Below are 26434 nucleotides of genomic sequence, written 5' to 3'. Positions count from 1 at the left end.
GCCGCGGGCGGGGCGGCCGCGGGCTGGGCGGCCGCGGGCTGGGCGCGCTGGGTCTCGGAGTCCCCCGCTGGATCGTCGCCGTCGCAGCCGTCGGCGGACTCTTCGTGCTGCTTCCGCTCGTGGCGATCGCCGCCCACGTCGACTGGCTGCACTTCATCCCGCTGATCACCTCGGCATCCTCAGTGGATGCGCTGCTGCTCAGTCTGCGCACGTCGCTGCTCGCGACCGTCGGCTGCCTGGTGCTGGGCGTACCGATGGCCATCGTGCTGGCGCGCGTCCCCTTCGCCGGGCGTCGGGTGGTGCGCGCGATCGTGCTCCTCCCGCTCGTGCTGCCTCCGGTCGTCGCCGGCTTGGCTCTGCTCGCCCTGTACGGCCGGCGCGGCCTCCTCGGCGGGACGCTCGACGTCGCGTTCTCCACCCCGGCGGTGGTGATCGCGCAGACGTTCGTCGCGCTGCCCTTCCTCGTCCTGAGCCTGGAGGGCGCGCTGCGGTCGGCCGGCGAGCGGTACGAGGCCGTCGCCGCGACGCTCGGCGCGCGTCCCTCGACCGTGCTGTTCCGGGTGACCCTGCCGCTGGTGCTTCCCGCCGTGGTCTCCGGCGCCATCCTGTCGTTCGCCCGGGCGCTGGGCGAGTTCGGCGCGACCCTCACCTTCGCCGGCAGCCTGCAGGGAGTGACGCGCACCCTCCCGCTGGAGATCTACCTGCAGCGCGAGAACGACCCGCAGGCCGCGGCCGCCCTCTCGCTCGTGCTCGTGGCGGTCGCGATCGTCGTCGTCGCCCTCGCGCACGGAGCCGGCGAGGGCCTCCGGCCCCGGCCCGGGACACGAATCCGGGTGGCCGGCCGGAGCGCCACGTGACTCTGCGGATGACCGCCTCCCTCGCCTCCCGTGACGTCGTGGTCGAGCTGACGGTGGCACGTGGTGAGACGCTCGCGGTGCTCGGCCCGAACGGTGCAGGCAAGTCCACGGTGCTCGGGATGCTCGCCGGCCTCCTCCGCCCGGACACGGGCCGGGCTTCGCTGGGTGACGACGTTCTGTTCGACCTGCCCGGCGAGTGGCTGCCGCCGCACCGGCGCGGCGTCGCCCTGCTCGCCCAGGACGCCCTGCTCTTCCCCCACCTCAGCGTCCGCAGCAACGTGGCGTTCGGTCCGCGAGCCTCCGGTGCCTCACGGGCCGAGGCGGCGAAGCGGGCGGCCGAGTGGATGGGACGCACCGGAACGACCGCGTTCGCCGACCGCCGGCCCGGGGAGTTGTCCGGTGGGCAGGCGCAGCGCGTCGCCATCGCCCGCGCCCTCGCGGCCGAGCCGAGCCTCCTGCTCCTGGACGAGCCGCTGTCGGCGCTCGATGTCGCCGTCGCCGCAGAGGTCCGCGGCACGTTGGCAGAGGTGCTGCCCGGCCGCACGACCGTCCTCGTCACCCACGATGCGCTCGACGCGTACCTCCTCGCCGACCGCGTCGCGGTCATGCACGACGGCCGTATCGTGGAGGCGGGTCCGACCCGTCAGGTGCTGGAGCGACCACGGCATCCGTTCACCGCGGAGCTCTCCGGGCTGACGCTCCTGCACGGTGTGCGGACGAGCGCCGGCATACACACGAGCGGCGGGATGCACCTGCCCGGCGAGGCGGTCGACGGCCTCGCTGTCGGTGCGCCGGCGCTCGCGGCGATCCGTCCGTCGGCCGTGCGCCTCGCCCCGGCCGACGGCCCCGGCGCCAGTGCCGGCGCTTCGCCGAGCTCGGCCGGCCGACTCGTCCATCCGCCCGAGGACGGCGCACGCATCCCGGCCACCATCACGGCGCTCGAGCCGCAGGCCGACCTCGTCCGGGTGCGGACCGACCGCCTGATCGCCCTCGTCCCTCCGGGCGTCCTCGCCGACCTCCGCCTGCGCGTCGGCGCCGCGATCACCCTCCACGTCCCCGAGGACGCCGTCGCCATCTACCCCGCCTGAGCAATCCCACATTCGTCACGAATGTGGCCCTGAGCAGCGTCAGAACCCACATTCGTCACGAATGTCGCCCTTGACCCCGACAGAAGCCAGCAGCCCACATTCGTCACGAATGCGCACCTACAGAGCGTCAGAACCCACATTCGTCACGAATGTCGGCGGCGCTCAGCCCCCGGCGAAGGGCGGCAGGACATCGACGGTGCCGGACAGCTCCCGCGAGGGGTCGCGCGAGACCACCCCGGCGACGAGGAACGAGCCGGAGCGGACCACCCGCTCCATCGGCTCGCCGTAGCGCGCGACGAGTTTCGCCTGCAGCCCGCCGACCGTGGCGTCTGCCAGCTCGACGCGCTCCTCCCCTCGTCCGGCCGCATCCTCGGCCGCGGCGAAGTACCGCACCAGCACCTCAGCCACCGATCGCCCCCATGCTGCGCTTGGGCGGGGCGAACCCGGCCGCGTCCATCCCGTGCCCGGCCTGCTTGCCCCACATCGCCGCTCGCCACCACTGGGCGATCTCGTCGTCGTCGGCTCCGCCGCGCAGGAGCCCCCGCAGATCCGTCTCGTCGTCCCCGAACAGGCACGAGCGCACCGTGCCCTCCGCGGTGATCCGGGTGCGGTCGCAGGCGGCGCAGAACGAGCGGGTGACGGAGGCGATGATGCCCACCGTCGCCGGCGCACCGTTGAGCATCCACCCGTCGACCAGCCAGTCCTCGGCCGGCGCGTGCGGGTCGTCGCGCCCGGCCTCGGTCAAGGTGAACCGCTCGCCGAGCACGGCGAGGAGTTCGTCGGCGGGCACCATGTTCTCGCGCAGCCACGAGCGGTCGGCGTCGAGCGGCATCTGCTCGATGAAACGCAGACGGCACCCGTTCTCCAGCGCCCAGGCCAGCAGCGACGGCGCGTCGTGCAGTGTCTCGCGCATCATCACGGCGTTGAGCTTCAGCGGAGTCAGGCCGGCGTCGTGGGCGGCGCGGATGCCGGCGAGAACGGCCGGGAGCCGGTCGCGGCGGGTCAGCCGGGCGAAGTGCTCGCGGTCGACGGTGTCCAGCGAGACGTTGACCCGCGTCAGTCCGGCTTCGACGAGAGAGTGGATGCGGTGGTCCAGCCCGATGCCGTTGGTCGTGATGGAGAGGTCGACGCCGGGCGCCACCGCGGCCGAGCGGCCGACGATCTCGGCCAGGTCGGCGCGCATCAGCGGCTCGCCGCCCGTGAAGCGCACCTCGCGCACCCCCAGCTCGCGCACACCGATCCCGACCAGACGGGCGATCTCCGCCGCGCTCAGCAGGTCGTCGCGCGGGATCGCCGGCAGACCCTCGGCCGGCATGCAGTACGTGCAGCGCAGGGAGCACTTCTCGGTCACCGAGACCCGGAGGTCGCGAGCGACCCTCCCGAAGCGGTCGATCAGGCCGGGATGCGCCGGCCGCCCAGCGAGCTCCGGCACCGCACCCGGCACCACCGCGGGCGCGGGCGCGCGCAGCGGGAGTCCCAGGTTGACGGCGGTCATGCTCCACCATAACCCGGCCGGGGCGGGAGACCGAGTCCGCCGTAGACCCGGCGACGCGCACCGCAATATGCTGCCGTCATGCCAATCATCTCCTCCGGCTTCCTCGGCCGTCGCAGGACGGACGACCCGCGCCTCCCACCGGGGCAGTACCTCACCGAGGGCTTCCCCGTCCTCTCCGCGGGGCCGACGCCCCGCATCTCCCGGGACGACTGGACCTTCACCATCACGACGGAGAAGGGCGACGTGCACCGCTGGAACTGGGACGAGTTCCTCGCCCTCCCGCAGGAGGACGTGAGCACCGACATCCACTGCGTCACCAGCTGGTCCAAGCTCGGCACGTCCTGGCGCGGCGTCTCGCTCGACACGCTGTTCCGGGATGTCGACACCTCGTACGAGTACACGATGGCGCACTCGTACGGCGGCTACACGACGAACGTCCCGCTCGCCGACCTGCTCTGCGGCAAGGCCTGGATCGCCCACAGCTTCGACGGCAAGGACCTGGAGCCTGAGCACGGCGGCCCCGCCCGCCTGCTGGTGCCCCATCTCTACTTCTGGAAGAGCGCCAAATGGGTCGACGGGCTGCAGATGCTCCCCCAGGACCAGCCCGGCTTCTGGGAGCAGAACGGCTACAACATGTACGGAGACCCGTGGAAGGAACAGCGCTACTGGTGAGCAGCGTATGGCGGGTGGCCGACGTGGTCGACACGCGGATGGAGACCCCGACGGCACGCACACTGCGACTGCGCATCCCGGGGCTGCGCGGTCACCTCGCGGGCCAGCACGTCGACATCCGGCTGACGGCCCCGGACGGCTATCAGGCGGTCCGGTCGTACTCGATCGCCTCCGGCGGCGGCCGCGGGGCGCTGGAGCCGCACGGACTCGCGGAGGACGAGCTGGAGCTGACGGTGGAGGAGCTCGCCGACGGCGAGGTCTCCCCCTACCTCGTGCGCGGCCTGCAGATCGACGACCAGCTGGAGCTGCGCGGTCCCGTCGGAGGCTGGTTCGTCTGGCATGACGGCGATGCGGGACCGGTCCAGCTCATCGCGGGCGGCTCCGGCATCGTTCCGCTCATGTCGATGGCACGCGCCCATGCTGCCGCGGGCAGCAGCGCGCCGTTCCGGATGCTGTACTCGCTGCGCAGCCCCTTCTCCGGCTACTACACCGACGAGCTCCACGCCCTCGCCGCCGAGGCCGCGGCGCCCCTGCAGGTCGACTACGTCTACACCCGCCAGGCTCCCCCGGGCGCGAGCACGCAGGCCGGCCGGCTCACCGCGGAGGGATTGATGCGGCGGGTGCTCCCGGCATCAGACGCCCCCACCTTCTTCGTCTGCGGCTCGACGCCCTTCGTCGAGGCCGTCGCCGGCTGGCTGGTCGATGCCGGCCACGACGCGGCTCGCGTCCGCACCGAGCGCTACGGCGGCATCGGAGGAACGCCATGACGGATCAGGACTACCTCGACGGCAATGCGGCCGCCGGGATGCTGTCGGAGGTCTTCGCGGCCGACGTCACCACGGCGATCGGCTGCTGCGCCAACTGCGGCGACCAGTCGGTGGTCGCACGCGGCCGGGTCTACGTCGACCAGCACGGCCTGGTCATGCGCTGCTCCGTCTGCGGCGACGTGCTGGCGGTCGCCGCCGAGCGCGCCGGCCGGCTCTGCCTCGACCTGCGCGGGCTCGCCTGGCTGGAGTTCGCGGTCGAGTAGCCGTCGCGTCGTCGGCCGTCGGGCCGTCGGACCGTCGGGCCGTCAGGAGACGTGCACCGCGGGGCGGCGCTTGACGTCCTTCTCGGACTCGCGCAGCACCTCACGGGTGACGGGCGCGACCTCTCCGACCCCGGTGATCAGGAACCGGAACATGTTCGAGATCGGGTTGCCCTCGGTCCACTGGAAGTAGATGGTCGGGACGACCCCGGTGATGTCGCGCGTCTCGATCAGCACCGCGGCGATCGTGTTGGGCACGTTGCCGCTCTTCACCTGCAGCACCCGGAAGCCGTGCTTGACGACGCCGTGCACCACGAGGTCCTCTTCGAAGTCGGAGGAGTCGGACGGCAGCACTTCGAGGAAGATCGTGCGAGAGCGCTGAGGGATGTGGCTGAACTTCCGCTCGTCCCTGTTCTTCTGCTCGTACTCGGTGATGGTGTCGACGTCCGGCTCGTGCGAGATGATGCGGATCTCGCCCTCCTCCGCATCCTCCAGGATGTAGTCGAGCGCCGTCACGTCGAACGTCACGGAGGTCGCGCGCAACTGGAAGGACCGGCCGATGCGCGAAACGATCGAGACGATCAGGATGGCGAGGATGAAGAGGGTCGCGATCCGCAGGCCGTCGGGCCGCTCGATGATGTTGTCGACCGTGGTGTAGACGAAGATCGCGGTGATGATCCCGAACGCCACCATGCGCCGCGGCTGCCGCTTGCGCCGCGCCGACAGGGTCACGGCGAGGGACGCCGAGGTGATGAGGACCAGAACGCCGGTCGCGTAGGCGCCGCCCTGTGCATCCACGCTCGCTTCGAAGATGAGGGTGATGAGGAAGGCGATCGCCGTGAACACGAGCACCAGCGGCCGCACCGCGCGTGCCCACTGCGGCGCCATGCCGTATCGCGGCAGGTACCGCGGCACCAGGTTGAGCAAGCCGGCCATGGCCGAGGCGCCGGCGAACCAGAGGATGAGGATGGTGCTGACGTCGTAGACCGTGCCGAAGCCGTTGCCCAGGTATTCGTGCGCCAGGTAGGCGAGCGCGCGTCCATTCGCCGGTCCCCCCGGCTCGAAGGCCGCATGCGGGATGAGCAGCGTCGTGGTGAAGCTCGACGTGATGAGGAACACGCTCATGATGATCGCGGCGGTGGTGAGCAGGCGGCCCGCCCCGCGGATCCGTCCGGCGGGACGCGCGGGATCGTCGTCCGGTCGTCCCTTGATCTGCGGCATCACGGCGACGCCGGTCTCGAACCCGGAGAGCCCGAGCGCGAGGCGCGGGAAGACGATCAGGGCGACTCCGATGACGAGCAGCGGGTTGCCGTTCCCCCGGAAGAGCGCGTCCCACCAGTCTCCGACGAGGGCCGGACGCTGGAACACCTCCACGATGGACGAGCCGACGACGACCACGTTGAGCGCCAGGTACACGGCGACCAGCACCACCGCGATTCCGATCGCCTCCTTGAACCCCTTGAGGAACACCGCGCCGAGGAGGGCGAGCAGGAACAGGGTGATGAGCACGTTGTTGCCGTGGAACCAGGCCGGGGCGAAGGGGTTCTCGATGGCGTGCGCGGAGGCGTCCGCCGCCGACAGCGTGATCGTGATCATGAAGTCGGTCGCGGCGAAGCCGAGCAGGACGAGGACGAGCAGCTTGCCTGCCCACCAGGGCAGCAGACGCTCGAGCATCGCGATCGACCCGGAGCCCTGGAAGCTCTCGCGCGCCACCCGGCGGTAGACGGGCAGCGCGCCGAGCAGGGTCAGCGCGACCAGCACGATGGTGGCGAACGGGGAGACGAGCCCAGCGGCGAGCGCCGCGATGGCGGGCTGGTAGCCGAGGGTCGAGAAGTAGTCGACACCGGTCAGGCACATGACCTGCCACCAGTTGTGCGTGTGCTGGGGGTTCTGGCCGTGCGGTCCCTGCTGGGTGCCTTGCTCGTCCACGAGCCCGGTGAGGAGCCAGCGTCGCACTCGGCCGCCCTTCGCGGCCCGGGGCGCCGCGTGGGCCTGACCGGGCTCCGGGAGGGTGCTGGCCGGCATCACGCGCTGCCCCTCCTGCCCTGGAGTGCTCGACATTCGCGTCCCTTCGCCGGCGTCCGGGTCCTCGGCCTCTGGATCTCCGGCCGCTCGATCTCCGGCCGCTCGATCCCCGGCCGCTCGATCCTCCGCGTCCCGGTCCTGAGCGTAGCGGTCACCAGGCCGAGGCACGGTAGTCCTTCAGGAAGACGCCGTGCAGGTCCTCGCCGGCCTCGCCGCGGACGATCGGGTCGTACACGCGCGCGGCGCCGTCGACCAGGTCGAGCGGGGCGTGGAAGCCCTCCTCCGCGAGCCGCACCTTGGTGTGGTGCGGTCGCTCGTCGGTGATCCAGCCGGTGTCGACGCTGGTCATCAGGATGTTGTCGCTCTCGAACAGCTCGCCGGCGCTGGTGCGCGTCAGCATGTTCAGCGCCGCCTTGGACATGTTGGTGTGCGGGTGCCCTGCGCCCTTGTACCGGCGGCCGAACACCCCCTCCATGGCGGACACGTTGACGATGTACGAGCGCCCCGCAGCGGCGAGCGGCGGCCGCAGCCGGTCGATCAGGATGAACGGCGCGGTCTGGTTGCAGAGCTGGACTTCGAGCAGCTCGAGCGCGTCGATACTGCCGATGGCCTGCGTCCAGCTGTTGACGTGGGCGACATCCGGCACCAGCCCGCCGGCGTCGATCGCCGTCCCGTCGGCGTGCCGGGCGAGCGAGGAGGAGCCGGCGGTCATCGCCGCCGTGGCCAGGTCGTCCGCTGTGAGCGCCGCGGGTCCGGCGAGCTCGGCGATCGTTCCCCGCACATCGGCGGCCGAGAGCAGTGGATGCGCCGCGACCGACCGCTCCAGGGCGAGAGGATGCGGGTCCGCCGTGTGGCCGAACGTCTCCAGCTCCGGCAGCGGACCGTCGGGGAGCGGCTGCGTCTCCGCCTCCGCGAGGAGCGAGTAGGAGCCGGGAGAGCGGCGGACCGTCTGCGCGGCGTTGTTGATGAGGATGTCGAGCGCTCCCCGCTCGGCGACCGAGTCGGCGAGGGCGATCACCTGGGCCGGGTCGCGGAGGTCGATGCCGACGACGCGCAGGCGGTCGATCCAACGGCCGGCGTCGGGCAGCTGCGAGAAGCGTCGGACGGCGTCCCGCGGGAATCGCGTCGTGATGGTCAGATGCGCGCCGTCGCGGAGGAGGCGGAGGGCGATGTGCATGCCGATCTTCGCGCGTCCCCCGGTCAGCAGGGCGCGCTTGCCGGTCAGGTCCGTGCTCGCGGTCCGCTTGGCGTGACTGAACGCGGCGCAGGACGGGCACAGCTGATGGTAGAACCAGTCCACCTCGGTGTAGTGCTGCTTGCAGATGTAGCAGGGGCGCGAGGTGAGGAGGGTGCCGGCGGTGTGCGATCCCGTCGTGCCGGAGGTGAGCTCGCGCCCGCGGGTCTCGTCGTCGATGCGGTCGGGTGCGCCGGTCGCGGTCGCGGCGATCACCGCGCGGTCCGCCTCCTGCACCTGCTCGCGCAGCTCCCGTCGTCTCGCCACCTTCGACGCTTTGAACATGTGCGCGGTCGCTCGTCGCACCGCGACGTAGTCGGGGTGCTCCTTGTCGAGCTCGTGGAGCTGCGCGAGCACCCGCAGGGTGGCGGCGAGATCGTCAGGGTCGAGGCCCGGAGTGGCCGGGGATTCGGGAGGCACCGGAGAATTCTACGTGGCACGATGAGCCCATGGATGCGCATGCGCTGTTCGAGGCGACCGCGATCGCCTTCGAGTTCGCAGGGGTGGCCGCGATGGCGATCGGCTTCGTGGTCGCGATCGGGCTGGCCCTGTACGCCTGGCGACGTCAGCGGAGCGGGCGCGCGGCGTTCCGGACGCTGCGCGAGAGCTTCGGCGGCGTCATCCTGCTCGGGCTCGAGATCCTCGTCGCCGCGGACCTGGTGAAGACGGTCACCTCGACTCCGTCGCTCACCGATGCGTTCGTGCTCGGCATCATCGTGCTAATCCGCACCATCCTGAGCTTCTCGCTGCAGATCGAGATCGACGGCGTGGCGCCGTGGAGGCGGGCGCTGGTCACTGGTCCCGAGGTGCTCACCCGGGCTGCGCGGTCAGCCGCCCGGTCACCGGAGGGCGAAGCGCCGTAACCGTTCCGCCGGTATCGGTCACTCACCCGCGTGCTGCGCGGCACGCTCCGCATCCCGCTGCTTCACGCGCGCGTTCTCGGCGCGGACCGCCGCTTGCGTCGCCCGCTCGTCCACGAGCCAGCGCGGCGGGTCGGCCAGCAGCGCCTTGATCTCGGCGGTCGTCAGCGCCTCCGTGATGCCGCCCCGCGCGAGCCCGGAGTTGGAGACGCCCAGCTTGCGCGCCACGACGTCGCGCGGATGCGGTCCCTCGGTGCGCAGGGTCTGCAGCCACTGGGGCGGATCGGCGGTCAGCGCATCCAGCTCGGTGCGGCTGATCTCGCGGTCGCGGAAGTCGTCCGGCGCCGCCGGCAGGTAGATGCCGAGCTTCTTGGCCGCTGTGGCCGGTTTCATGGTCTGCGCCTTCATGTGCTCCAGGCTACCGTTCGCTAACCTCGACAGGTGTCCTCCCGCTTCGCCATCGCCTTCCCGCTCGGTGTGACGCCGGGCAAGTGGACGCGCGCCTTCGAACAGCGCTTCCCCCACGTGGAGCTGGTGGTCCGGCCGAGCGAGGACCCGCTGGCCGTCCTCGCAGCCGGTGACGCGGACATGGTGTTCGTCCGGGATGCGCACGCCGACGACGACCACCGCCATCTCATCCCGCTGTACACCGAGGACGTCGTGGTGGTCATGCATCACGAGCATCTGCTGACCCTCGAGGAGGAGCTGCACCTCGCCGACCTCGCCGACGAGCCGCGGGTGGCCGGCGCGCCGTCGGAGGCGTTGATGCGCCGCGTGGCCGCGGGCGACGGCATCGCCCTGCTCCCCGCCTCCGTGGCCAAGGCGCTGCGGCGGAAGGACGTGGTGGCGCTGCACCTGGAGGACGGCCCGCAGAGCAGCATCGGGCTGACCTGGCCGCGCGAGGGGCAGCATCCCCTGGTCGACGATTTCATCGGGATCGTGCGCGGCCGCACCGCGCACAGCTCCCGCGACCCCGGCGTCGCCGCGCGGGAGGCCGCCGGCGCGCGCAAGGTCACCGGTGCGCGCAAAGCGACCGGAGCGCGCAAGGCCACCGGCGCACGCAAGCCCGGCGGCGGCCGGAAGCGTCCCCGCCGCTGAAGGCTGTGAGGCGCGAGCGCACCGCTTACGAGACGGAGGCCCCGATCAGGGAGAGCAGCGCCTCCGCATACGCAGTGGCCGCGTCCTCGTCCTCGAAGAAGCGCTCCTCGCTCCCGATCAGCACCGTCACCCGGTAGCCGTCGGCGGTGCGCGCCAGGTCGCGGAACGTTCCGCCCAGCAGTTCGCGCAGCTGGTCCTCGCGCGGGATCCACAGGGCGTCCTCGACGGCGAGCGAGTCGAGGGCCCACTCGGTGGTGCCGTTGAAACCCAGGATCGTCCCGGTGTCGAAGTGATGCGGCTCGATGGTCATGTCGCTGACCGTGAACCGCTCGCCTCCCATGTCGGGCCGGTCGATGGCGAACGTGTCCCCCGACGCCGGCTGCCAGCGCAGGCCCGCCGCGCGCAGCTGCCGCGCGATGTCCTCGGTGATCATGGGATGCTCCTCTCGTCGGAAGTCGATGGCCCGTCGACATGCCCGCGGGCCGGTCGCCGCTCAGTCCGTGACGACCACGACCTTGCCGCGCACGTGTCCCGCCTCGAGCCGTGCGTACGCCTCCACGGTCCGCTCGATCGGGTAGATGGAGTCGATGGGCAGCACCAGCTCGTTCTCGGCGAGCAGCTCGGCCAGCTCGGAGAGCTCGGCGTTGCCCGCCGCTCGCCCGCCGACGTTGCGCGCGCCGTGCGCCGCCGGTCCGAAGGTCGTGATCGAGTTCACCCGGTCCATCGGGACGCCGAGCTCGAGCGCCGCCTCGACGGTGTCCGCCCCGTGGTTGTCGAGGACCGCTGTCACCCGGTCGTCGTCCAGCGCATCCCGGACTCGCTCTGCCAGCCCGTCGCCATACTCGACGGGGATGACACCCAGCGACTCGAGGAACTCGTGGTTCTCCTCGCTCGCCGTCCCGATGACTGTCGCACCGGAGCGCACCGCCAGTTGGGCCGCGAGCACTCCGACCCCGCCGGCCGCCGCGCTCACCAGGACCGTGTCGTGCTCGCCGATCCCGAGCGAGCGGAACGAGGCCATGGCCGTACGCCCCACCACGCCCAGCGAACCGGCCGCCTCGAAGGTGAGGGCGTCGGGCTTGGCGACGACCTGGCCGTCCTCGGGCACGACGACGAAGTCCGCGATCGCGGCGAACGGCACGGTGCCGAGCACCGCCTGACCGAGCTCGAACCGGGTCACGCCCTCGCCGAGCTCCTCGACGAATCCCGAGAAGTCCTGCCCGATGCCGCTGGGGAGCGTGACGCCCATGCGCGCCGCCGCGGCCTCGTCGCGGTACGCCTTGCAGTCCATCGGATTGAGGCCGGCGGCCATCACGCGCACCAGGAGCTGGCCCGGTCCCGGCCACGGCCGTTCCCGCTCCACCACGTGCAGGTAGTCACGCGAACCGAACTCATCGAACTGGACGAAACGCGGCACGGACCGCTCCTTCCCTCTCGTACGAGGGAGCCTAGCCCCGGAAGCCACGCAAATGGCCCGGAACAGCTGTGAGCGGCGAGCGGCGGCTTCGCGTGCTCAGCCTCAGCCGAACAGCAGCGCGGCCTCTTCGTACCGTGCGGGCGGAACCGTCTTGAGGCCTCCGGTGGCATCCGCGATGGAGACGTTGACCACGTCCGTGCCGCGGAGCGAGACCATCGAGCCCCAGCGTCCCTCGTAGACCGCGTCGACCGCAGCCATGCCCAGGCGCGTGGCCAGCACGCGGTCGTAGGCGCTGGGGACGCCACCGCGCTGCATGTGGCCGAGGACGGTCGCGCGCGACTCGATTCCGGTGCGCTCCTCGATCATGGGCGCCAGCATCTCGCCGATGCCGCCGAGGCGCGGGCGGTTGAACGCATCCAGTCCCTTGTGCGAGTGCGCCTCCTCCATCGTGTCCAGGTGGAAACCCTCGGACACGACGATGACGGGGGCCCGGCCGCGGTCGCGCACCGACTCCACCCACTCGCAGATCTGCTCGATGGACTGGGGCTGCTCGGGGATGAGGATGGCGTGAGCGCCGCCCGCCATGCCGGAGTGGAGCGCGATCCAGCCGACGTGACGGCCCATCACCTCGACGACCATGCAGCGCTGGTGCGACTCGGCGGTGGTGCGGAGCCGGTCGATCGCCTCGGTCGCGATCTCCACCGCGGTGTCGAAGCCGAAGGAGTAGTCGGTCGCGGCCAGGTCGTTGTCGATCGTCTTCGGAACGCCGACGATGCGGACGCCGGCGTCGGTCAGGCGGCGGGCTGCGGTCAGCGTGCCCTCGCCGCCGATGGCGATGATGGAGTCGATGCCGTGCGCATCCATCATCCGCTGGATGTTCTCGGGACCTCCCGAGTCGCCCTCGAAGGGGTTGGTGCGGCTGGAGCCGAGGATGGTGCCGCCCTGGCGGGAGAGGCCGCGGACGCTGTGCCGGTCGAGCGGCATGATGTCGCCGTCGACCACGCCGCGCCAGCCGTAGCGGAAGCCGGCGAACTCGGAGCGGTACACGCGATCGCCCTTCAGGACCGCGCCGCGGATGACCGCGTTCAGGCCCGGGCAGTCGCCGCCGCTGGTGAGGATGCCGATCTTCATGCTGCTCCGTTTCTCAAGACGTCCCCTGAATCATGCCCGGACGCGGACGGCTGCACAAAATCGCACTGGACGAAGGGCACCGACCGGTGGTAGGCGGATCAGAGGCCGAGGGCGCGCTGCAGCTTCGACGAACTGGTGGAGGGATGCGCTCCGGCGGCGAGCAAGCGCTCCTCGATCCCGTCCAGCAGGGCGGTGCGGCGCTCACGCGTGTCGGGTGCTCCGGCGAGCAGTTCGACCTCCCACTCCCGCCACTCCTGCGTGCCGCCGGTACGGAGATTCTCGCTCCGCACGTGGTCGTCGGTGAGCTCGGCCACCTCGAAGCCCGCCGCGTCCTGCAGCAGCACGCTGTCGCGGTGGTTGGTGATGCGGGCGATGGGGACGAGCGGCTCGTCGCCGATGAGGTCACGGAGGTGCTCGCGGAGGGCGGCAGGCGGCTCCTCGCCGTCGCTCAGTTCCCAGTGCAGCTCGGTGCGGCCCTCCTCAGCCGGGAGCTTGACGTGCCAGCCGGCATCGTGCCCCCCGGTTCGCATCCGCAGCGCCGTCGTGTGGCGGGCCAGCGTGAGGTCGGCGGTGTCGAAGTAGGTGGCCACGAGTTCGTGGCGCTCCGGTTCGCCCTGCACCGCGACCGCGCCCACGCCGACGAGCAGTGGATGCCGGGCCTCGGCATCCACGTCGTACTTGCGTTCGATCTCGGTCTGGGAGTGATGGTGCACATCCCCTGTCTAGCCCAGATTGCCCGTGTCGCGAAATTTCAAGAGGCGCACGCCCGGCACCCCTTACGGTGAGCGTATGACGACAGAGACGATCACCGCCCGCTTCGACGTGACCGGCTGGGAGCCGGCTCCGCTCCCCGGGATCGAGGGCGACTGGGTCGGCGCGATCGTCATGCGGAAGACGTACACCGACGGTCTCGTGGGCGAGTCCGTCGCGCATTTCGTCTCGTCCGGCACCGAGGAGGACGGCCGCGGCTACCTCGCCGCCGAGCGCATCACCGGGCAGCTCGACGACGGCCGCGCCGGATCGGTGACGGTGCATCACGGCGCGCTGCAGCATCCCGACGACGACTCCGCCTTCGGCTACATCGTCCCGGGGACCGGCACCGGCGACTTCACGGGATTCCAGGGACGCGCACGGATCGTGCACGACGACCGCGGCCCGTTCTTCGTCTTCGAGCTGGTCTGAACCCGGCCTTCACGACCGCGACGCCCGGCGGTACTCTCGGGGCATGAGCGACCCGAGAGAAGACGACGACCTGGACGACTTCCGCGAGGCGCAGGAGGCCGACTACGAGCCGGAGCCCGTCGTGCGTGACCCCGACGACCTCCCCGCGGTCGACGACGAGGACGACGAACTGCTCCCCGACGACGACCGTCCCGTCCCGCTGGACCCGGACGACACCGAGATCGCCTGACCCGCGCCCACCCGATCTGCGCCGACCCGACCTGGGCCGACCCGACCCGGGCCGTTACGCGAGGGCGTCGGAGAGCAGGTGGATGAGCGCGTCGAGCTGGACGGAGTCGGTCGAGCCGGCCTCGACATCGCTCCCGTCCAGGGCGCGGGCCGCAAGGCCCTGCTTGGCGTCGATCAGCTCGGCGATCTTGGAGTCGATGGTCTGCGCCGCGATGATCCGCCACGCCGTGACCGGCTCCTCCTGCCCGATGCGGTGGACGCGGTCGATGGCCTGCGTCTGCTCGGCCGCCGTCCACGAGAGCTCGGCGAGCACCACGTTGGATGCGGCCTGCAGGTTGAGGCCGACGCCCGCCGCGGTCAGCGAGCACACCGCGACCGCGACCTCCGGGTCGTTGTTGAACGCGTCGATCTCCTTCTGGCGCGCCAGCGCGGACTGGTCGCCGCGGATCGAGATCGTCTTCAGGTCGCGGGCGGCGAACGCCTCCTCCGCCGCATCCATCACGTCGATGTGCTTGGCGAAGAAGACCACCTTGCCGACCGAACGGGCCAGCTGAGCCGTGTAGTCCGAGGCCAGCCCGGCCTTCGCCTGACCGATCTTCCGGACCATCGTGAAGACGTTGTCGCCGGACTTCGCCGACTTCGCCTCCTCCAGCTCCGACTGGGCGACCAGGCGGATGAGGTGCCGGCGGTGGGCGTCGTCGTCGCCCTCGAACGAGTCGGGCCGTCCCGCCGCAGCGGCGCGGTGGAAGCGGGCGACGAGGCGCGCGGCCAGGTCCTTCTCGGCCTGGCGGATGGAGCGCCCGAGCTCGTCGTCCAGCTCGACCGGCAGGTCGACGACGCGCCGGCTGGGCAGGTCGGCGGCGACGTCGATCTTGCGGCGGCGCACGATGCCCATGTCGATGACGGCCTCGCGGGCGGCGGCGTAGAAGCCGAAGTCGGCCGGCGTTAGCTCGGTCTCCTCCAGGTGCTCCATCAGCTGCGCGGTCGGCTTGCTGCCGTCGATCCAGCCGAGGAACTGCCAGATCGCCTTGAAGTCGTCGATGTCGTTGATCAGCGGCGTACCGGTCAGCGCGACCATCAGCGGGTCGGGAGTCGACTGCCGGATGGCGTCGGCCAGGCCGAGGACCAGCCGTGACCGCTGGGAGTGCAGGTTCTTGATGAAGTGGGCCTCATCCACGACCATGCCCTGGAAGCCCAGCGTGCTCAGCCAGGACAGGTGCCGGTCGAGCACCTCGTAGTTGACGATGACCACGTCGGCGAAGGCGTCGAGTCCCTCGCCGTCGCCGTGGATCACGGTCGCGCGACGGTGCGGCGTCCAGCGCTCGACCTCGCGCGCCCAGTTCATCTTCACCACGTTGGGGACGACGGCGAGCAGGGGGTACGCGCCGGCCACCGAGGCCGCGAGCAGCGACTGCGCGGTCTTGCCGAGGCCCGGCTCGTCCGCGAGCAGGAAGCTGCGGTGGCCGAGGCGCACGCTCTCGATGAAGCGCGACTGGTGGTGCATGAGCTCCAGGCCCTGCGGCGAGTACCGGTCGATCAGCGGGGCGGGAGGAAGGTCCATGCTCGCCGCCTGGCCGCCTGCGCCGTACTCGAACGACTTGAACAGCGGCCCCAGCAGCTCCCAGGAGTCGAGCCGCCGGCGCGGGGTCGGCGCAGCGGGCGCCGCCCGCGAGAAGTCGGGAGCGAGGAACGGATTCGACAGCTGCCGGGCCTTCACCGACTGCGGCACGACCTGCTTCTCCGCCAGCTCCGGCGGAATGACGCTGTCCTGCTTCGCGACCGGGCGCTCGATGGTGATGATCAGGTCGTCCGGCGAGAGGGCGGTCCCCGACTCCAGCAGCCAGTCGCGGCGCATCTTCTGCGCGGTCGCGGTGGACGCCGACTCGCTCTCCAGCAGCGATATCAGCGAGGTGTCGCGGGCCGCCGTCTTCGCCAGGATGGTGGCGATGCCGTCGAGCCGCTTGAGCTGCTCGGCACGGGCGGCGTCGCTGAGCTCCGGGTCCGTCTTCGCGCGGGCGCGCTCCTCGCGCATCAGGAAGGCGATCACCTGGAACTTGGTGCGGTTCGTGGGTCCGAGCTTCTTGCCGTCGGCGGCCTTCGCCTCCACCTCGCGCACCTTGCGGGCGAGGATGGGGATCAGCCCGTCGTTGTTGGCGTGCCGGTTCTTCCGCTGCTGCGGCCTGGTCGGGCTGGTGCGCTGACCGGAACGAGACATGGTCCTCCAGTGGAGGCGTCGCGCTGTCGAAGGGTGCGACGCCGTTTGGGCGTGACGCCGGCGGGGCGAGGAGCACGGTACCGAGTGGACCGGGCTCGACGCGGGTGACGCCGGGAGTGCGCGGCACAGGATGGCCGCGCAGCATCCATTTTACGGCACGGAACGCGGTTCAGCGACGCGTGTCTGCAGGGATCTTGATCGTGACCGCCGCAGCGACGAACACGACGGCTCCGGCGATCGCCAAGCCCTGCAGCACCAGGTCGCCGAGCGGCAGCGGCCACACCGGATTCCAGACCACAGCGACCGGGATGAGACCGGCGAGCCACCACCACAGCCGGGCCTGGCCGGCGAAGACGCACAGGATGAGGGCGAGGATGCTGACGGCGTACCGGACGTAGAGGTACCAGTCGCTCGACACCAGCGCGAGGCCGGCCAGCAGCACGATGGCGCCGAGGAGGCCCGGTGCGAGGGCGGCGCGGCTGAAGGCGGGCTGCTGCGGCGTGTGTGGTCCAGGCATCGGGAGTCCACTCTACGCGGCGGCTCGGTGGCAGAAATACGCCCGCCCGGTGCGGAGGACTCTCGGTCTCCGGCCGGGCGGGCGGGCTGTGTGATTGCGGGATGCGGGACGCGGCGGGTTACAGCGTGCCACGACGGAACAGGAACGCGCAGGGCGGTGCGTCGGAGCCGACACGGACCGTGACGGCGGCGGTTCGGGCGAGCTCGAGGAACGGGTCGAGCTCGAGGCGGGTCATGGGTACTCGGCGCAGTTCGGCATCGGACGCGATCCCGTTCACCGCGAACGCGACGTCGGGGACGTCGTAGGGCTCTGCGGCGAGATCGAGGAACACGATCGGCGAGGCATCCTGCTGGTCGAGCGGGAACACGGAGAGGATCGCTTCGGCGGCGGCCTCTGTCGTGACGTCGTCGCCCAAGAGGACGACGGGGGCGGTGATCTGATCTTCCGGGTAGCCGCTGCCGACGAGGGTAAGCGTTTGGCCATCGTGCATCGCGTCGAGTGCGCTCAAGAGCGCACCAGACAGCAGCGGGCTGAGGTTCTTCAGCAAAGTCGGGCCTTTCCTGTTAAACGAATATTTCTCAACCCCTCCCTGGAGGATAGACCCATCAGTATGTCCACACACACCCCCCCGTTGAGGGGATATCCCGCGTTCACTCCTTGTCAGCTTGGGCCCCCGGCGCTGGCTCCCATTTACCCCCTCCGGGTATGGACGGCTCCGGGATTATCCTGAGGGGGTGATCGCAGACATCAAGAAGCGTGCACTGCACCGCACGCGCATCCTCGAGGGCCAGCTCCGGGGCCTGGAGAAGATGATCGAGAACGAGGACTACTGCGTGGACATCATCACCCAGTCCCTCGCCATCCAGAAGTCGCTCGGCTCGCTCAACAAGCTGCTGGTCGAGAACCACCTCCGCACGCACGTGTCGGAGATGTTCGAGGAGGGCGGAAGCGCACGCGACGACGCCATTCTCGAACTGCTCAAGGTCTACGAGCTCTCCAACAACCGCGGCTGACCCGGCGAGCATGGCTGAGGAGCTCATCCGCATCGTCCGCGGAGACATCACCGACGAGACCGTGGATGCGATCGTCAACGCCGCCAACAGCTCACTGCTGGGCGGCGGAGGGGTGGACGGCGCCATCCACCGGCGAGGCGGGCCGGCCATCCTCGCGGCGACGAGGCAGCTGCGTGCCACCACGCTGCCGGACGGGTTGCCCACGGGCCAAGCGGTGGCAACCACGGCGGGCGACCTCCCAGCGACCTGGGTCATCCACACGGTCGGACCGGTGTGGTCGGTGCGCGAGGACCGCACTCCGCTGCTGCAGAACGCGTATCGGTCCTCGCTGCGGGTCGCCCGGGAGCTGGGCGCCCGGACGGTCGCCTTCCCGGCGATCTCCGCCGGGATCTACGGCTGGCCCATGGACGACGCGGCACGGATCGCGATCAGCACCGTGCGCGCCGTGCTCTCCTCGGGAGTCGGATCGGTCGAGCACGTGCGCTTCGTCTTGTTCTCGGACGCGGCGTTCGACGCCTTCCGCACGGCGGCCGGCGAGTGACGGACGTCCACGCCGAGGACGTGGGGACGGAGGAGGCGCTCGAGCGCCTCCGGACGCTGCTGCGCATCCCGACCGTGTCGCGCACTCCCGTCGCGGAGACCGACTGGGCCGCCTTCGACCGTTTCGCGGACGCCCTGCCCACGCTGTACCCGGCCCTGCACGAGGTCCTCGAGCGTGAACGGCACGGGCACTCCCTGCTGTACCGCTGGCGCGGCCATGCGGACGGCGCCCCGACCGTGCTCATGGCCCACTACGACGTCGTACCGGCGACCGACGAGGGCTGGACGCATCCCCCGTTCGCCGGCGAGATCACCGGAAGCGGCGAGCAGCGGGTGCTCTGGGCCCGCGGCGCCATCGACGACAAGGGCGCGCTCGTCGCGATCCTGGAGGCAGTGGATGGCCTGGTGCGCCAGGGCTTCCGGCCGGCGAACGATGTGTACCTGAGCTTCGGGCACGACGAGGAGACGGTCGGCTCCGGAGCGAAGGCCATCGCCGCCGTGCTCGCCGGCCGCGGCATCCATCCGGCGCTCGTGCTCGACGAAGGCGGCGCGGTGGTGGAGCGCATCTTCCCGGGCGTGAGCGCCCCGATCGCCGTGGTGGGCGTGAGCGAGAAGGGCATCACGAGTGTCCGGCTCACCGTCGAGCAGCACGGAGGCCACGCCTCCACTCCCCCGCGGATGACCGCGACCGTCCGGCTGGCGAGGGCCATCACCCGCCTCGACGCGCGGCCGTTCCCCTCCCGGCTGAGCGAGACCAACCTGCGGATGGTGGAGACGCTCGGAGCGCACGCGACCGGTCCCCTGCGTGCGGTGTTCACCCGCGCCCGCCGGCTGCAGCCGGTGCTGCGCGCCGTGCTCGGACGGCTCAGCGACGAGACCCGCGCGATGGTCCGGACCACGACGGCGGTCACGCAACTGCACGGCAGTCTCGCTGCGAACGCGCTACCCGAGGTCGCGGAGGCGATCGTGAACACGCGTATCGCCGTCGGATCGACGGTCGCGGAGACCCTCGACCATCTGCGCCGCGCCATCCATGACGACGCCGTGCGCGTGGAGGCGGTGGATGCGAGCGAGCCCTCTCCGGTGTCGCCGTCGGAGGGTCCGGAATGGGACCGGCTGGCCGCCGCGATCGCCGCCGTGCACCCCCGGGCGATCGTCACGCCGTACGTCATGCTGGGCGCGAGCGACAGCCGGCACTTCACCGGACTCTGCGATGCCGTGTACCGCTTCACGCCGTTCGAGCTGAGCGCGGAGGAGCGCGCCGCCCTGCACGCGCGCGACGAGCGCATCCACGTCGCCACCTGGCTCCGCGGCATCGCCGTCTACGAGCGCCTGCTCCGCGCCTCCTGACCCGCGCGCCCATCGCCCACCGTCGAGTCCGCAGAGATTGCACGGCCGCGCGGCGTTTCGCGTGCAGTCTTTGCGGACTCGATGGTGGGGATGGAGCGCGGGGAGGGTCAGGCGGCGCCGCCGAGGTCGGGGAGGGTGATGGCGCGGCTGTTCGGGGGGAGATCGCGGAGGCGCTCGAGCGCGGGTGCGAGCTCGGCCGCCCAGACGCGGTAGCCCTCGGTGTTCAGGTGGAGGCGGTCCTCCGTGTAGGCGGGGTTGAGCTCGCCGTCCTCCAGCGCCATCGCGGGCCAGAGGTCGAGCCAGCCGGCGTGCACCGTCGGCGCGAACTGCCACAGGTGGCGGTTGATGTCGCGGATCTGGTCGGCGAACTCGTGCCCGCGCGGCATCACTGACTGCACGAGGATGCGTGTTTCCTGCAGGTCCTTGCGCAGGGTCACGAGCATGGTCTCGATGTTGCGGACGACATGCTCCACCGACCGGCGCCAGGCGAGGTCGTTGGTCCCGATCAGCAGCGCGATGGTCGCCGGGCGCGCGTCGATCACATCGTCGAGGCGCGCGAGCACGTCGTCGGTGGTGTCCCCCGCTGCCCCGAAGTTGCGGACCACCTCACCGGGGAGGAGCGCGCCCCAATCGCCGCCCTGGGTCAGGCTGTCCCCGACCAGGGCCAGCTCACCGCGCTCCGGACCCCACCCCTGCTCCGGTCTCGACTCCTCCGGCATCCCGCACTCCCCTCGTCGTACCCCATCCTCCCCCACTACCGCGGGCAGAGGAAGGAACGGGCACGGAAAGGAGGCGCCGCCGCGGCCGTCCTACAGCAACGACTTGGTGTGCCAGACGGTCTTCGTCTCGGTGAAGAATGCGATCCGGTCGAGCGACGGAGCGGCCGCGTCGGCACCGTTCTCCGGCGGGAGCACGCGCTTCAGCGTGTCGGCGGCCGCGATCTGCAGGTCCACCCAGTCGAGGTCGCCCGCACCGACCAGGTCCAGCGCGTTGACGTCGGCGTGCGAGGCCAGCCACGGCGCGATCTCGTCCGGCGAGCCGGTGAGGATGTTGACGACGCCGCCCGGCACATCGCTCGTCGCGAGCACCTCGCTGAGGCTGATCGCCGAGAGCGGGAAGCGCTCGCTGGCGATGACCACGACGGTGTTCCCCGCCACGAGCGCCGGTGCGATCGCACTGACGAACCCGAGCAGGCTGGAGTCCTGCGGCGCGACGATCGCGACGACGCCGGTCGGCTCCGGCACCGAGATGTTGAAGTACGGGCCGGCGACCGGGTTGGCGTTGCCCGCGACCTGCGCGAACTTGTCCGCCCATCCCGCGTACCAGACCCAGCGGTCGATCGCCTCGTCGACCTGCGCGGCGGCGGCGGACGCCGAGGCGCCCTCCGCCTTCTGGATCTCGTCGACGAACTGCGCCCGGCGGCCTTCCATCAGTTCGGCGATGCGGTACAGCACCTGGCCGCGGTTGTAGGCGGTCGCGCCGGACCAGCCGGAGACGGCGGCGCGGGCGGCGACCACCGCATCCCGGGCGTCCTTGCGGGAGGCTTTGGCCGCGTTGGCCAGGAACGCGCCCTTCGCGGTCACCACCTCGTACGTGCGGCCGGACTCGCTGCGCGGGAACGCGCCGCCGATGTAGAGCTTGTAGGTCTTCGGAACGGCCAGGCGGGTCATCGAACGGCTCCCTTGCGAGTGAGACGGGCGGGGATGGATGCGGCGGCCGGCAACGACCGCCCGGGCACCAGATACGCGCCCAGGCCGTGCCGGCCGCCCTCGCGCCCGTAGCCGGACTCCTTGTAGCCGCCGAACGGGCTGGCCGGGTCGAAGCGGTTGAAGGTGTTCGCCCAGACCACACCGGCGCGCAGCTTGTCGGCGACGGCCAGGATGCGGCTGCCCTTCTCCGACCAGATGCCGGCCGAGAGCCCGTACGGCGTGTTGTTGGCCTTGGCGATCGCCTCCGCCGGCGTACGGAACGTCAGCACCGACAGCACCGGCCCGAAGATCTCCTCGCGGGCGATCCGGTGGCTGGTGGAGACGTTGTCGAAGATCGTCGGCGCGAACCAGAAGCCGTTCTCCGGGATGGCGCACTCCGCCGTCCAGCGCTCCGCGCCCTCCGCCTCGCCGATGTCCGAGAGCTCCCGGATGCGCTGAAGCTGCTCGGCCGAGTTGATCGCGCCGATGTCGGTGTTCTTGTCGAGCGGATCGCCGAGGCGCAGCGTGGAGAGACGCCGTTTCAGCCGGTCGACGACCTCGTCGTGGATGGACTCCTGGACGAGGAGCCGGCTGCCGGCGCAGCAGACGTGACCCTGGTTGAAGAAGATGCCGTTCACGATTCCCTCGACCGCCTGGTCGATGGGCGCGTCGTCGAAGACGATGTTCGCCGCCTTGCCGCCGAGCTCCAGGGTCAGCTTCTTGGATGTCCCGGCGACCGAGCGCGCGATCTCCCGGCCGACAGCGGTCGAGCCGGTGAAGGCGACCTTGTTCACGTCGGGGTGCGCGACGAGCTCGCGGCCGGTCTCGCCCGCTCCCGTCACGATGTTGACGACACCCGCCGGCAGGCCAGCCTGCTGCACGATCTCCGCGAACAGCAGCGCGGTGAGCGGGGTCGTCTCAGCGGGCTTCAGCACGACCGTGTTGCCGGCTGCGAGTGCCGGGGCGATCTTCCAGGCCAGCATCAGCAGCGGGAAGTTCCACGGGATGACCTGCGCGGCGACGCCGAGGGCGCGGGGCGCGGGGCCGAGGCCCGCGTGGTCGAGCTTGTCGGCCCATCCCGCGTAGTAGAAGAACCAGGCCGCGACGAGCGGGATGTCCACATCCCGGCTCTCCTTGATCGGCTTGCCGTTGTCGAGGCTCTCGGCCACGGCCAGCTCGCGGGAGCGCTCCTGGAGGAGGCGGGCGATGCGGAACAGGTACTTGCCGCGGTCGCTGCCGCTCATCCGCGACCAGACGCGGTCGTAGGCACGGCGCGCGGCGGCGACCGCCGCATCCACGTCGGAGGCGTCGGCGGTCGCGATGGTCGCGATCCGCTCCTCCGTGGCCGGCGAGATGGTCTGGAACGGCGTGCCGTGCCCGGCCACGAACTCGCCGTCGATGAACAGCCCGTACTCGTCGCGCAGGTTCAGGATCGACCGCGACTCGGGAGCCGGGGCGTATTCGAGGAAACTCATGTCAGATCCGCTTTCAGTCGATCGTCACGTAGTCGGCGCCGGAGTAGTGCCCGGTCGCCAGCTTCTGCCGCTGCAGCAGCACGTCGTTGAGGAGGCTGGAGGCGCCGAACCGGAACAGGTGCGGCTGCAGCCAGCGCTCCCCGACCGTCTCGGCCACGGTCACGAGGTACCGGATGGCGTCCTTCGACGAGCGGATGCCGCCCGCCGGCTTGACGCCGATCTCTTCGCCGGTGAGCCGGTGCCAGTCGCGCACGACCTCCAGCATCAGCAGCGTGACCGGGAGCGTCGCGGCGGGCGACACCTTGCCAGTGGACGTCTTGATGAAGTCGCCGCCGGCCAGGATGCTGAGCCAGGACGCGCGACGGACATTGTCGTAGGTGTTCAGCTCGCCGGTCTCCAGGATCACCTTGAGGTGCGCGTACGTGCCGTCGTCGCGGCGGCACGCCTCCTTCACCGCCACGATCTCGTCGAAGACCAGGCCGTAGCGGCCGGAGAGGAAGGCGCCGCGGTCGATGACCATGTCGATCTCGTCGGCGCCGGCGGCGACCGCGTCCGCAGTGTCGGCCAGCTTGACCTTCAGGGAGGCGCGTCCGCTCGGGAACGCCGTCGCGACCGCAGCGACGTTGATGCCGCCGCCGTGCCCGGCCGCGTCGCCCCCTGCACGCCGGATCGCACCCGCGTGGGCTGCGCCCAGCGCGTCCACCGCGTACGGCACCATGTCGCCGTACACGCACACGGCCGCGGGCCGCGGCGTCGTGAGGTCCGACGGATCGGGGGTGAGCGCCTTCGCCACGAGCGAGCGCACCTTGCCCGGGGTGTCCGCGCCCTCGAGGGTCGTCAGGTCGATGAGCTCGATGATCGTGTCGAGCGCGCGCTTCTTGCTGCTCGTCTTGATCGAGCGGGTGCCGAGGCCGGCGGCGCGCTGTTCGAGCCCCACCGCATCCACCCCCGGGATGCCGCTCAGATAGCGGCGCAACGACCCCTCGGTCAGGTCGCCGCCGAGCACGTCGACGGCGCGGGCCGCCGGCGCGAGCGTGCGCACGGGCGGCGTTGTCTCGATGGTCACGTGGTCCTCCAGGTGCTGCTGAATCCGGCCATCAGGCCGGGGTGCTCGGGACTGTGCGCCCGAGCAGGTCGTTGGCGGTCGATTCATCGGTGATCAGGATGGTGCAGAGCCCGCTCGCGACGACGGCGTGCGCGACACTGTGCTTGGGCTCGCCGGCGATGACCGCGATGGAGGTGCGCGCCGCACGCAGCTCGTCCAGGCTGAGACCGAGGGTGCGGGAGTTCAGCTCGGGATCGGCCACCTGGCCGTCCTCGGTGATGAAGCGGCCGACCACATCGCCCACCGCTCCCTTCTCGGCCAGCGCCGCGACATCCTCGACCGAGAGGTAACCCGAGTCGACGTGGACGGAGCTGGTGTCGACGACGCCCGCGCTGAACAGGTACGCGTTGGCGGCGCGGGCGAGCTCGAGGACGCTCTGCACCGAGCGGTCGGCCTCGATCGCCCTGCGGGTGGCGGCATGCTCGAAGATCGCCGGGCTCGGCAGCAGGGTCGCGGTGCCCTGCGCCTTGCGCGCGATGACCACGGCCGTGTCGGCCGCGGCGGTGGCCTGCCGTGTGGAGGAGACGCTCCCGTTGATCTGGACCGGGTTCACGCCGACGGCCCAACCGGGCCGCAGCCGCGCCGCGACGGCGTGCAGCGTGCGGCCCCAGCTCACACCGAGGGTCCGCGGGACGGGGCGCAGGGTGGTCAGGTAGTCGGCGGCGGCTTGCGCGACCCTCCCCTGCACCTCGGAGTCGGACTCGGCGGCCGGCACGACCACCGCATCCATGAGACCGTAGAAGGCGCAGAGCTCGCGCTCCAGCGAGAACCGCCGCGCGCTCGGGTGCACGATCTCGATGCGTACGAAACCGTTCTCGCGGGCGGCGACCAGCAGGCGGCCGACCTTCCAGCGCGAGACGTTGAGGGCGACGCCGATCTCATCCTGCGTCTTGCCGGCTTCGTAGTAGAGCTCCGCGGCTTTGACGGCGAGGATCTCGTCCGTATCGTTCAGTGCCACCTCACCAGCTTAGGAAGGGGATGCGCGCAGGAGCAACATGTGCGTGGTCACTGCTCAAATGAGCACGCACCGATTCGTTTATCGTTGGGTCGTGCCTTCAGACCCCACGCCTGCCGCCACGACCGGCGCCACCCCCTACGCACTCGCCGTCGACTTCGGCGGAACCAAGGTGGAGGCGGCCCTGGTGGATGCCGACGGGCGCCTCGTCGCCGGATCGCGCCACCGCCGGCCCACCGGACGGACAGCGACCGTGCCCGAGCTGGAGGAGTCGGTGGGCGGCGTCGTGGGCGCGAGCGCCGCATCCCTCCCGGCGGATGGCCGGATCGTCGGCGTCGGCATCGGCAGCGCCGGTCCCGTCGACCGCAGGCTCGGCCTCGTGTCCCCGCTGAACGTCCCGCACTGGCGCGACTACCCGATGCGCGACTTCGTGGCGCGGGTCGCCGCGGAGCTGGGGCTCGACGTGCCGGTGACGCTCGAAATGGACGGCGTGGCCATCACCATGGCGGAGCACTGGGTGGGCGCGGCGCAGGGCGTCGACAACGTGATGGGCATGGTCATCTCCACCGGGATCGGCGGCGGGCTCATCGTCGGCGGTCGCGTGATCACGGGACCGACCGGCAACGCGGGCCACATCGGCCATGTGGAGGTGGGCGAGCTCCGCGGCGAGGACACCTTCGGCAACCCCTACGCACTGGAGGCCATGGCGTCCGGCCCGCACACCGTCGCGTGGGCGCGACAGCACGGCTTCGCGGGCGCGACGGGCGAAGAGCTGGCCGCCGCCTACGCCGCGGGCGACCCCGTCGCCCGTGCGGCCATCGCGCGCACCGGCCAGGCGGTCGGCCGGGCGATCGCGTCGGCCACCGCACTCCTCGACCTGGAGCTGGTGGCGATCGGGGGCGGGTTCTCGCACTCGACTCCGGACCTCTTCGACCACATGCGCTCGGTCGTGGGGCAGCACTACTTCCCGTTCGTGCGCAAAGTCCGCATCGTCCCGTCCGCCCTCTCCTCTGAGGGCCCCCTCATCGGTGCGGCCGCCCTCATCCACCGCGCCCACCTCCTCCCCTAGCCGCGCGCCTGCGCCCCACCATCGAGTCCGCAAAGACTGCACAGAATCGGCTCGAAAACGTGCAGTCTTCGCGGACTCGATGGTGGGGCGGGGGGCGAGGGGGGTTAGTCCTCGAGGTCTGTCTCTTATACACATCTCCGAGCCCACGAGACACTCGCTAATCTGGGGGGGCGTGTTTTTGTTTGGGGGGGGG

General features: G+C 71.1%; 30 protein-coding genes. 13 read left to right on the top strand and 17 right to left on the bottom strand.

Annotation, left to right across the window (positions count from 1 at the left end):
- Positions 1-38: 38 nt before the first annotated feature.
- Together ACPYOG_RS03710 and ACPYOG_RS03705 are read left to right on the top strand one after the other, a co-directional pair.
- A complete protein-coding gene (locus ACPYOG_RS03710; RefSeq protein WP_481292937.1) occupies positions 39-857 on the top strand; it encodes an ABC transporter permease in 819 nt (272 codons plus the stop codon).
- Complete coding sequence (locus ACPYOG_RS03705; protein WP_481292910.1) at positions 854-1945, top strand: sulfate/molybdate ABC transporter ATP-binding protein; 1092 nt, start codon at positions 854-856, stop codon at positions 1943-1945. The genes ACPYOG_RS03710 and ACPYOG_RS03705 overlap by 4 nt, the downstream gene beginning before the upstream one ends.
- Positions 1946-2107: 162 nt before the next feature.
- On the opposite strand, the gene ACPYOG_RS03700 is transcribed toward ACPYOG_RS03705, so the two are convergent.
- Together ACPYOG_RS03700 and moaA are read right to left on the bottom strand one after the other, a co-directional pair.
- The gene (locus ACPYOG_RS03700; RefSeq protein ID WP_481292909.1) at positions 2108-2353 is read right to left on the bottom strand and encodes a MoaD/ThiS family protein; all 246 of its coding nucleotides are present in this window, start codon (positions 2351-2353) and stop codon (positions 2108-2110) included.
- Positions 2346-3440 (bottom strand): GTP 3',8-cyclase MoaA, encoded by a 1095-nt coding sequence (gene moaA, locus ACPYOG_RS03695; RefSeq protein ID WP_481292908.1) that lies wholly within the window; start codon positions 3438-3440, stop codon positions 2346-2348. The genes ACPYOG_RS03700 and moaA overlap by 8 nt, the downstream gene beginning before the upstream one ends.
- A 78-nt stretch (positions 3441-3518) precedes the next feature.
- Between moaA and ACPYOG_RS03690 the strand changes: the two genes are divergently transcribed.
- From ACPYOG_RS03690 to ACPYOG_RS03680, 3 genes are read left to right on the top strand one after another with little or no spacing between them, the layout of a single operon-like run.
- The gene (locus ACPYOG_RS03690) at positions 3519-4112 is read left to right on the top strand and encodes a sulfite oxidase-like oxidoreductase (RefSeq protein ID WP_481292907.1); all 594 of its coding nucleotides are present in this window, start codon (positions 3519-3521) and stop codon (positions 4110-4112) included.
- A 14-nt stretch (positions 4113-4126) separates the two neighbouring features.
- Positions 4127-4879 carry an FAD-binding oxidoreductase gene (locus ACPYOG_RS03685; protein WP_481292936.1) on the top strand — a complete coding sequence of 251 codons (753 nt, stop codon included), beginning with the start codon at positions 4127-4129 and terminating at the stop codon, positions 4877-4879.
- Positions 4876-5142 carry a DUF6510 family protein gene (locus ACPYOG_RS03680; RefSeq protein WP_481292906.1) on the top strand — a complete coding sequence of 89 codons (267 nt, stop codon included), beginning with the start codon at positions 4876-4878 and terminating at the stop codon, positions 5140-5142. Before ACPYOG_RS03685 ends, ACPYOG_RS03680 begins: the two co-directional genes overlap by 4 nt.
- Before the next feature lie 42 nt (positions 5143-5184).
- Here ACPYOG_RS03680 and ACPYOG_RS03675 read toward each other — a convergent pair whose 3' ends face one another.
- Together ACPYOG_RS03675 and ACPYOG_RS03670 are read right to left on the bottom strand one after the other, a co-directional pair.
- Positions 5185-7200: an APC family permease gene (locus ACPYOG_RS03675; RefSeq protein WP_481292905.1), complete on the bottom strand. Its 2016-nt coding sequence runs from the start codon at positions 7198-7200 to the stop codon at positions 5185-5187.
- A 115-nt stretch (positions 7201-7315) separates the two neighbouring features.
- Positions 7316-8818, bottom strand: a complete 1503-nt coding sequence (locus ACPYOG_RS03670; protein WP_481292904.1) for an SDR family NAD(P)-dependent oxidoreductase — start codon at positions 8816-8818, stop codon at positions 7316-7318.
- Between the two features lie 29 nt (positions 8819-8847).
- On the opposite strand from ACPYOG_RS03670, the gene ACPYOG_RS03665 reads away from it, so the two are divergent.
- The gene (locus tag ACPYOG_RS03665) at positions 8848-9261 is read left to right on the top strand and encodes a DUF1622 domain-containing protein (RefSeq protein WP_481292903.1); all 414 of its coding nucleotides are present in this window, start codon (positions 8848-8850) and stop codon (positions 9259-9261) included.
- A gap of 18 nt (positions 9262-9279) precedes the next feature.
- Here the strand turns inward: ACPYOG_RS03665 and ACPYOG_RS03660 are convergent, their stop codons facing one another.
- Complete coding sequence (locus ACPYOG_RS03660) at positions 9280-9666, bottom strand: DUF5997 family protein (RefSeq protein ID WP_481292902.1); 387 nt, start codon at positions 9664-9666, stop codon at positions 9280-9282.
- A gap of 33 nt (positions 9667-9699) precedes the next feature.
- On the opposite strand from ACPYOG_RS03660, the gene ACPYOG_RS03655 reads away from it, so the two are divergent.
- The gene (locus ACPYOG_RS03655; protein WP_481292901.1) at positions 9700-10356 is read left to right on the top strand and encodes a LysR family transcriptional regulator substrate-binding protein; all 657 of its coding nucleotides are present in this window, start codon (positions 9700-9702) and stop codon (positions 10354-10356) included.
- A 25-nt stretch (positions 10357-10381) separates the two neighbouring features.
- On the opposite strand, the gene ACPYOG_RS03650 is transcribed toward ACPYOG_RS03655, so the two are convergent.
- From ACPYOG_RS03650 to ACPYOG_RS03635, 4 genes are all read right to left on the bottom strand, one after another.
- Positions 10382-10789: a cupin domain-containing protein gene (locus ACPYOG_RS03650; RefSeq protein WP_090036291.1), complete on the bottom strand. Its 408-nt coding sequence runs from the start codon at positions 10787-10789 to the stop codon at positions 10382-10384.
- A 60-nt stretch (positions 10790-10849) separates the two neighbouring features.
- A complete protein-coding gene (locus ACPYOG_RS03645; protein ID WP_481292900.1) occupies positions 10850-11773 on the bottom strand; it encodes an NADP-dependent oxidoreductase in 924 nt (307 codons plus the stop codon).
- A gap of 102 nt (positions 11774-11875) precedes the next feature.
- Complete coding sequence (locus ACPYOG_RS03640) at positions 11876-12904, bottom strand: 6-phosphofructokinase (RefSeq protein ID WP_481292899.1); 1029 nt, start codon at positions 12902-12904, stop codon at positions 11876-11878.
- A 98-nt stretch (positions 12905-13002) separates the two neighbouring features.
- Positions 13003-13617, bottom strand: a complete 615-nt coding sequence (locus ACPYOG_RS03635) for a CYTH domain-containing protein (protein ID WP_481292898.1) — start codon at positions 13615-13617, stop codon at positions 13003-13005.
- A 76-nt stretch (positions 13618-13693) separates the two neighbouring features.
- On the opposite strand from ACPYOG_RS03635, the gene ACPYOG_RS03630 reads away from it, so the two are divergent.
- Together ACPYOG_RS03630 and ACPYOG_RS03625 are read left to right on the top strand one after the other, a co-directional pair.
- Positions 13694-14086 (top strand): DUF3224 domain-containing protein, encoded by a 393-nt coding sequence (locus tag ACPYOG_RS03630; RefSeq protein WP_481292897.1) that lies wholly within the window; start codon positions 13694-13696, stop codon positions 14084-14086.
- Positions 14087-14129: 43 nt separating this feature from the next.
- Positions 14130-14315: a hypothetical protein gene (locus ACPYOG_RS03625; protein ID WP_481292896.1), complete on the top strand. Its 186-nt coding sequence runs from the start codon at positions 14130-14132 to the stop codon at positions 14313-14315.
- Positions 14316-14369: 54 nt separating this feature from the next.
- Here ACPYOG_RS03625 and ACPYOG_RS03620 read toward each other — a convergent pair whose 3' ends face one another.
- From ACPYOG_RS03620 to ACPYOG_RS03610, 3 genes are all read right to left on the bottom strand, one after another.
- Positions 14370-16529 (bottom strand): DEAD/DEAH box helicase, encoded by a 2160-nt coding sequence (locus ACPYOG_RS03620; protein WP_481292895.1) that lies wholly within the window; start codon positions 16527-16529, stop codon positions 14370-14372.
- Between the two features lie 169 nt (positions 16530-16698).
- On the bottom strand, positions 16699-17046 hold the full coding sequence (locus ACPYOG_RS03615) for a DUF6804 family protein (RefSeq protein ID WP_481292894.1): 348 nt from the start codon (positions 17044-17046) through the stop codon (positions 16699-16701).
- 118 nt (positions 17047-17164) lie between these two features.
- Positions 17165-17593 carry an RbsD/FucU domain-containing protein gene (locus ACPYOG_RS03610; RefSeq protein WP_481292893.1) on the bottom strand — a complete coding sequence of 143 codons (429 nt, stop codon included), beginning with the start codon at positions 17591-17593 and terminating at the stop codon, positions 17165-17167.
- Between the two features lie 187 nt (positions 17594-17780).
- Between ACPYOG_RS03610 and ACPYOG_RS03605 the strand changes: the two genes are divergently transcribed.
- From ACPYOG_RS03605 to ACPYOG_RS03595, 3 genes are read left to right on the top strand one after another with little or no spacing between them, the layout of a single operon-like run.
- Positions 17781-18059, top strand: coding sequence for a metal-sensitive transcriptional regulator (locus ACPYOG_RS03605; RefSeq protein ID WP_090036273.1), 279 nt, complete (start codon positions 17781-17783; stop codon positions 18057-18059).
- Positions 18060-18069: 10 nt separating this feature from the next.
- Positions 18070-18600 carry an O-acetyl-ADP-ribose deacetylase gene (locus ACPYOG_RS03600; protein ID WP_481292892.1) on the top strand — a complete coding sequence of 177 codons (531 nt, stop codon included), beginning with the start codon at positions 18070-18072 and terminating at the stop codon, positions 18598-18600.
- Positions 18597-19949, top strand: a complete 1353-nt coding sequence (locus ACPYOG_RS03595) for a M20/M25/M40 family metallo-hydrolase (RefSeq protein ID WP_481292891.1) — start codon at positions 18597-18599, stop codon at positions 19947-19949. Before ACPYOG_RS03600 ends, ACPYOG_RS03595 begins: the two co-directional genes overlap by 4 nt.
- Before the next feature lie 107 nt (positions 19950-20056).
- Here the strand turns inward: ACPYOG_RS03595 and ACPYOG_RS03590 are convergent, their stop codons facing one another.
- The 5 genes from ACPYOG_RS03590 to ACPYOG_RS03570 all read right to left on the bottom strand — a co-directional run bounded on the left by ACPYOG_RS03590 (position 20057) and on the right by ACPYOG_RS03570 (position 25175).
- Complete coding sequence (locus tag ACPYOG_RS03590; RefSeq protein WP_481292890.1) at positions 20057-20668, bottom strand: SGNH/GDSL hydrolase family protein; 612 nt, start codon at positions 20666-20668, stop codon at positions 20057-20059.
- Between the two features lie 90 nt (positions 20669-20758).
- A complete protein-coding gene (locus ACPYOG_RS03585) occupies positions 20759-21619 on the bottom strand; it encodes an aldehyde dehydrogenase family protein (RefSeq protein WP_481292889.1) in 861 nt (286 codons plus the stop codon).
- The gene (locus ACPYOG_RS03580; RefSeq protein WP_481292888.1) at positions 21616-23112 is read right to left on the bottom strand and encodes an aldehyde dehydrogenase family protein; all 1497 of its coding nucleotides are present in this window, start codon (positions 23110-23112) and stop codon (positions 21616-21618) included. The genes ACPYOG_RS03585 and ACPYOG_RS03580 overlap by 4 nt, the downstream gene beginning before the upstream one ends.
- A gap of 13 nt (positions 23113-23125) precedes the next feature.
- Positions 23126-24178: a deoxyribose-phosphate aldolase gene (gene deoC / locus ACPYOG_RS03575; RefSeq protein WP_481292887.1), complete on the bottom strand. Its 1053-nt coding sequence runs from the start codon at positions 24176-24178 to the stop codon at positions 23126-23128.
- Positions 24179-24209: 31 nt separating this feature from the next.
- Positions 24210-25175: a sugar-binding transcriptional regulator gene (locus ACPYOG_RS03570; protein ID WP_481292886.1), complete on the bottom strand. Its 966-nt coding sequence runs from the start codon at positions 25173-25175 to the stop codon at positions 24210-24212.
- A 91-nt stretch (positions 25176-25266) separates the two neighbouring features.
- Between ACPYOG_RS03570 and ACPYOG_RS03565 the strand changes: the two genes are divergently transcribed.
- A complete protein-coding gene (locus tag ACPYOG_RS03565; RefSeq protein WP_481292885.1) occupies positions 25267-26241 on the top strand; it encodes an ROK family protein in 975 nt (324 codons plus the stop codon).
- Positions 26242-26434 lie beyond the last annotated feature (193 nt).

The sequence above is a fragment of the Leifsonia sp. HAY1-4F genome (genome assembly GCF_056755275.1).
The sequence above is the reverse complement of the archived record's forward strand: the minus strand, read 5'-3'. Positions and strand labels throughout refer to the sequence as shown.

Bases quoted from the DNA above. Each gene is read 5' to 3' on its own strand.
- ACPYOG_RS03630 (WP_481292897.1), top strand. From the start codon at position 13,694: ATGACGACAGAGACGATCACCGCCCGCTTCGACGTGACCGGCTGGGAG.
- ACPYOG_RS03660 (WP_481292902.1), bottom strand. From the start codon at position 9,666: ATGAAGGCGCAGACCATGAAACCGGCCACAGCGGCCAAGAAGCTCGGC.
- ACPYOG_RS03625 (WP_481292896.1), top strand. From the start codon at position 14,130: ATGAGCGACCCGAGAGAAGACGACGACCTGGACGACTTCCGCGAGGCG.
- ACPYOG_RS03640 (WP_481292899.1), bottom strand. From the start codon at position 12,904: ATGAAGATCGGCATCCTCACCAGCGGCGGCGACTGCCCGGGCCTGAAC.
- ACPYOG_RS03690 (WP_481292907.1), top strand. From the start codon at position 3,519: ATGCCAATCATCTCCTCCGGCTTCCTCGGCCGTCGCAGGACGGACGAC.
- ACPYOG_RS03620 (WP_481292895.1), bottom strand. From the start codon at position 16,529: ATGTCTCGTTCCGGTCAGCGCACCAGCCCGACCAGGCCGCAGCAGCGG.
- moaA (WP_481292908.1), bottom strand. From the start codon at position 3,440: ATGACCGCCGTCAACCTGGGACTCCCGCTGCGCGCGCCCGCGCCCGCG.
- ACPYOG_RS03650 (WP_090036291.1), bottom strand. From the start codon at position 10,789: ATGATCACCGAGGACATCGCGCGGCAGCTGCGCGCGGCGGGCCTGCGC.
- ACPYOG_RS03580 (WP_481292888.1), bottom strand. From the start codon at position 23,112: ATGAGTTTCCTCGAATACGCCCCGGCTCCCGAGTCGCGGTCGATCCTG.
- ACPYOG_RS03590 (WP_481292890.1), bottom strand. From the start codon at position 20,668: ATGCCGGAGGAGTCGAGACCGGAGCAGGGGTGGGGTCCGGAGCGCGGT.
- ACPYOG_RS03675 (WP_481292905.1), bottom strand. From the start codon at position 7,200: ATGTCGAGCACTCCAGGGCAGGAGGGGCAGCGCGTGATGCCGGCCAGC.
- ACPYOG_RS03585 (WP_481292889.1), bottom strand. From the start codon at position 21,619: ATGACCCGCCTGGCCGTTCCGAAGACCTACAAGCTCTACATCGGCGGC.
- ACPYOG_RS03600 (WP_481292892.1), top strand. From the start codon at position 18,070: ATGGCTGAGGAGCTCATCCGCATCGTCCGCGGAGACATCACCGACGAG.
- ACPYOG_RS03680 (WP_481292906.1), top strand. From the start codon at position 4,876: ATGACGGATCAGGACTACCTCGACGGCAATGCGGCCGCCGGGATGCTG.
- ACPYOG_RS03665 (WP_481292903.1), top strand. From the start codon at position 8,848: ATGGATGCGCATGCGCTGTTCGAGGCGACCGCGATCGCCTTCGAGTTC.
- ACPYOG_RS03615 (WP_481292894.1), bottom strand. From the start codon at position 17,046: ATGCCTGGACCACACACGCCGCAGCAGCCCGCCTTCAGCCGCGCCGCC.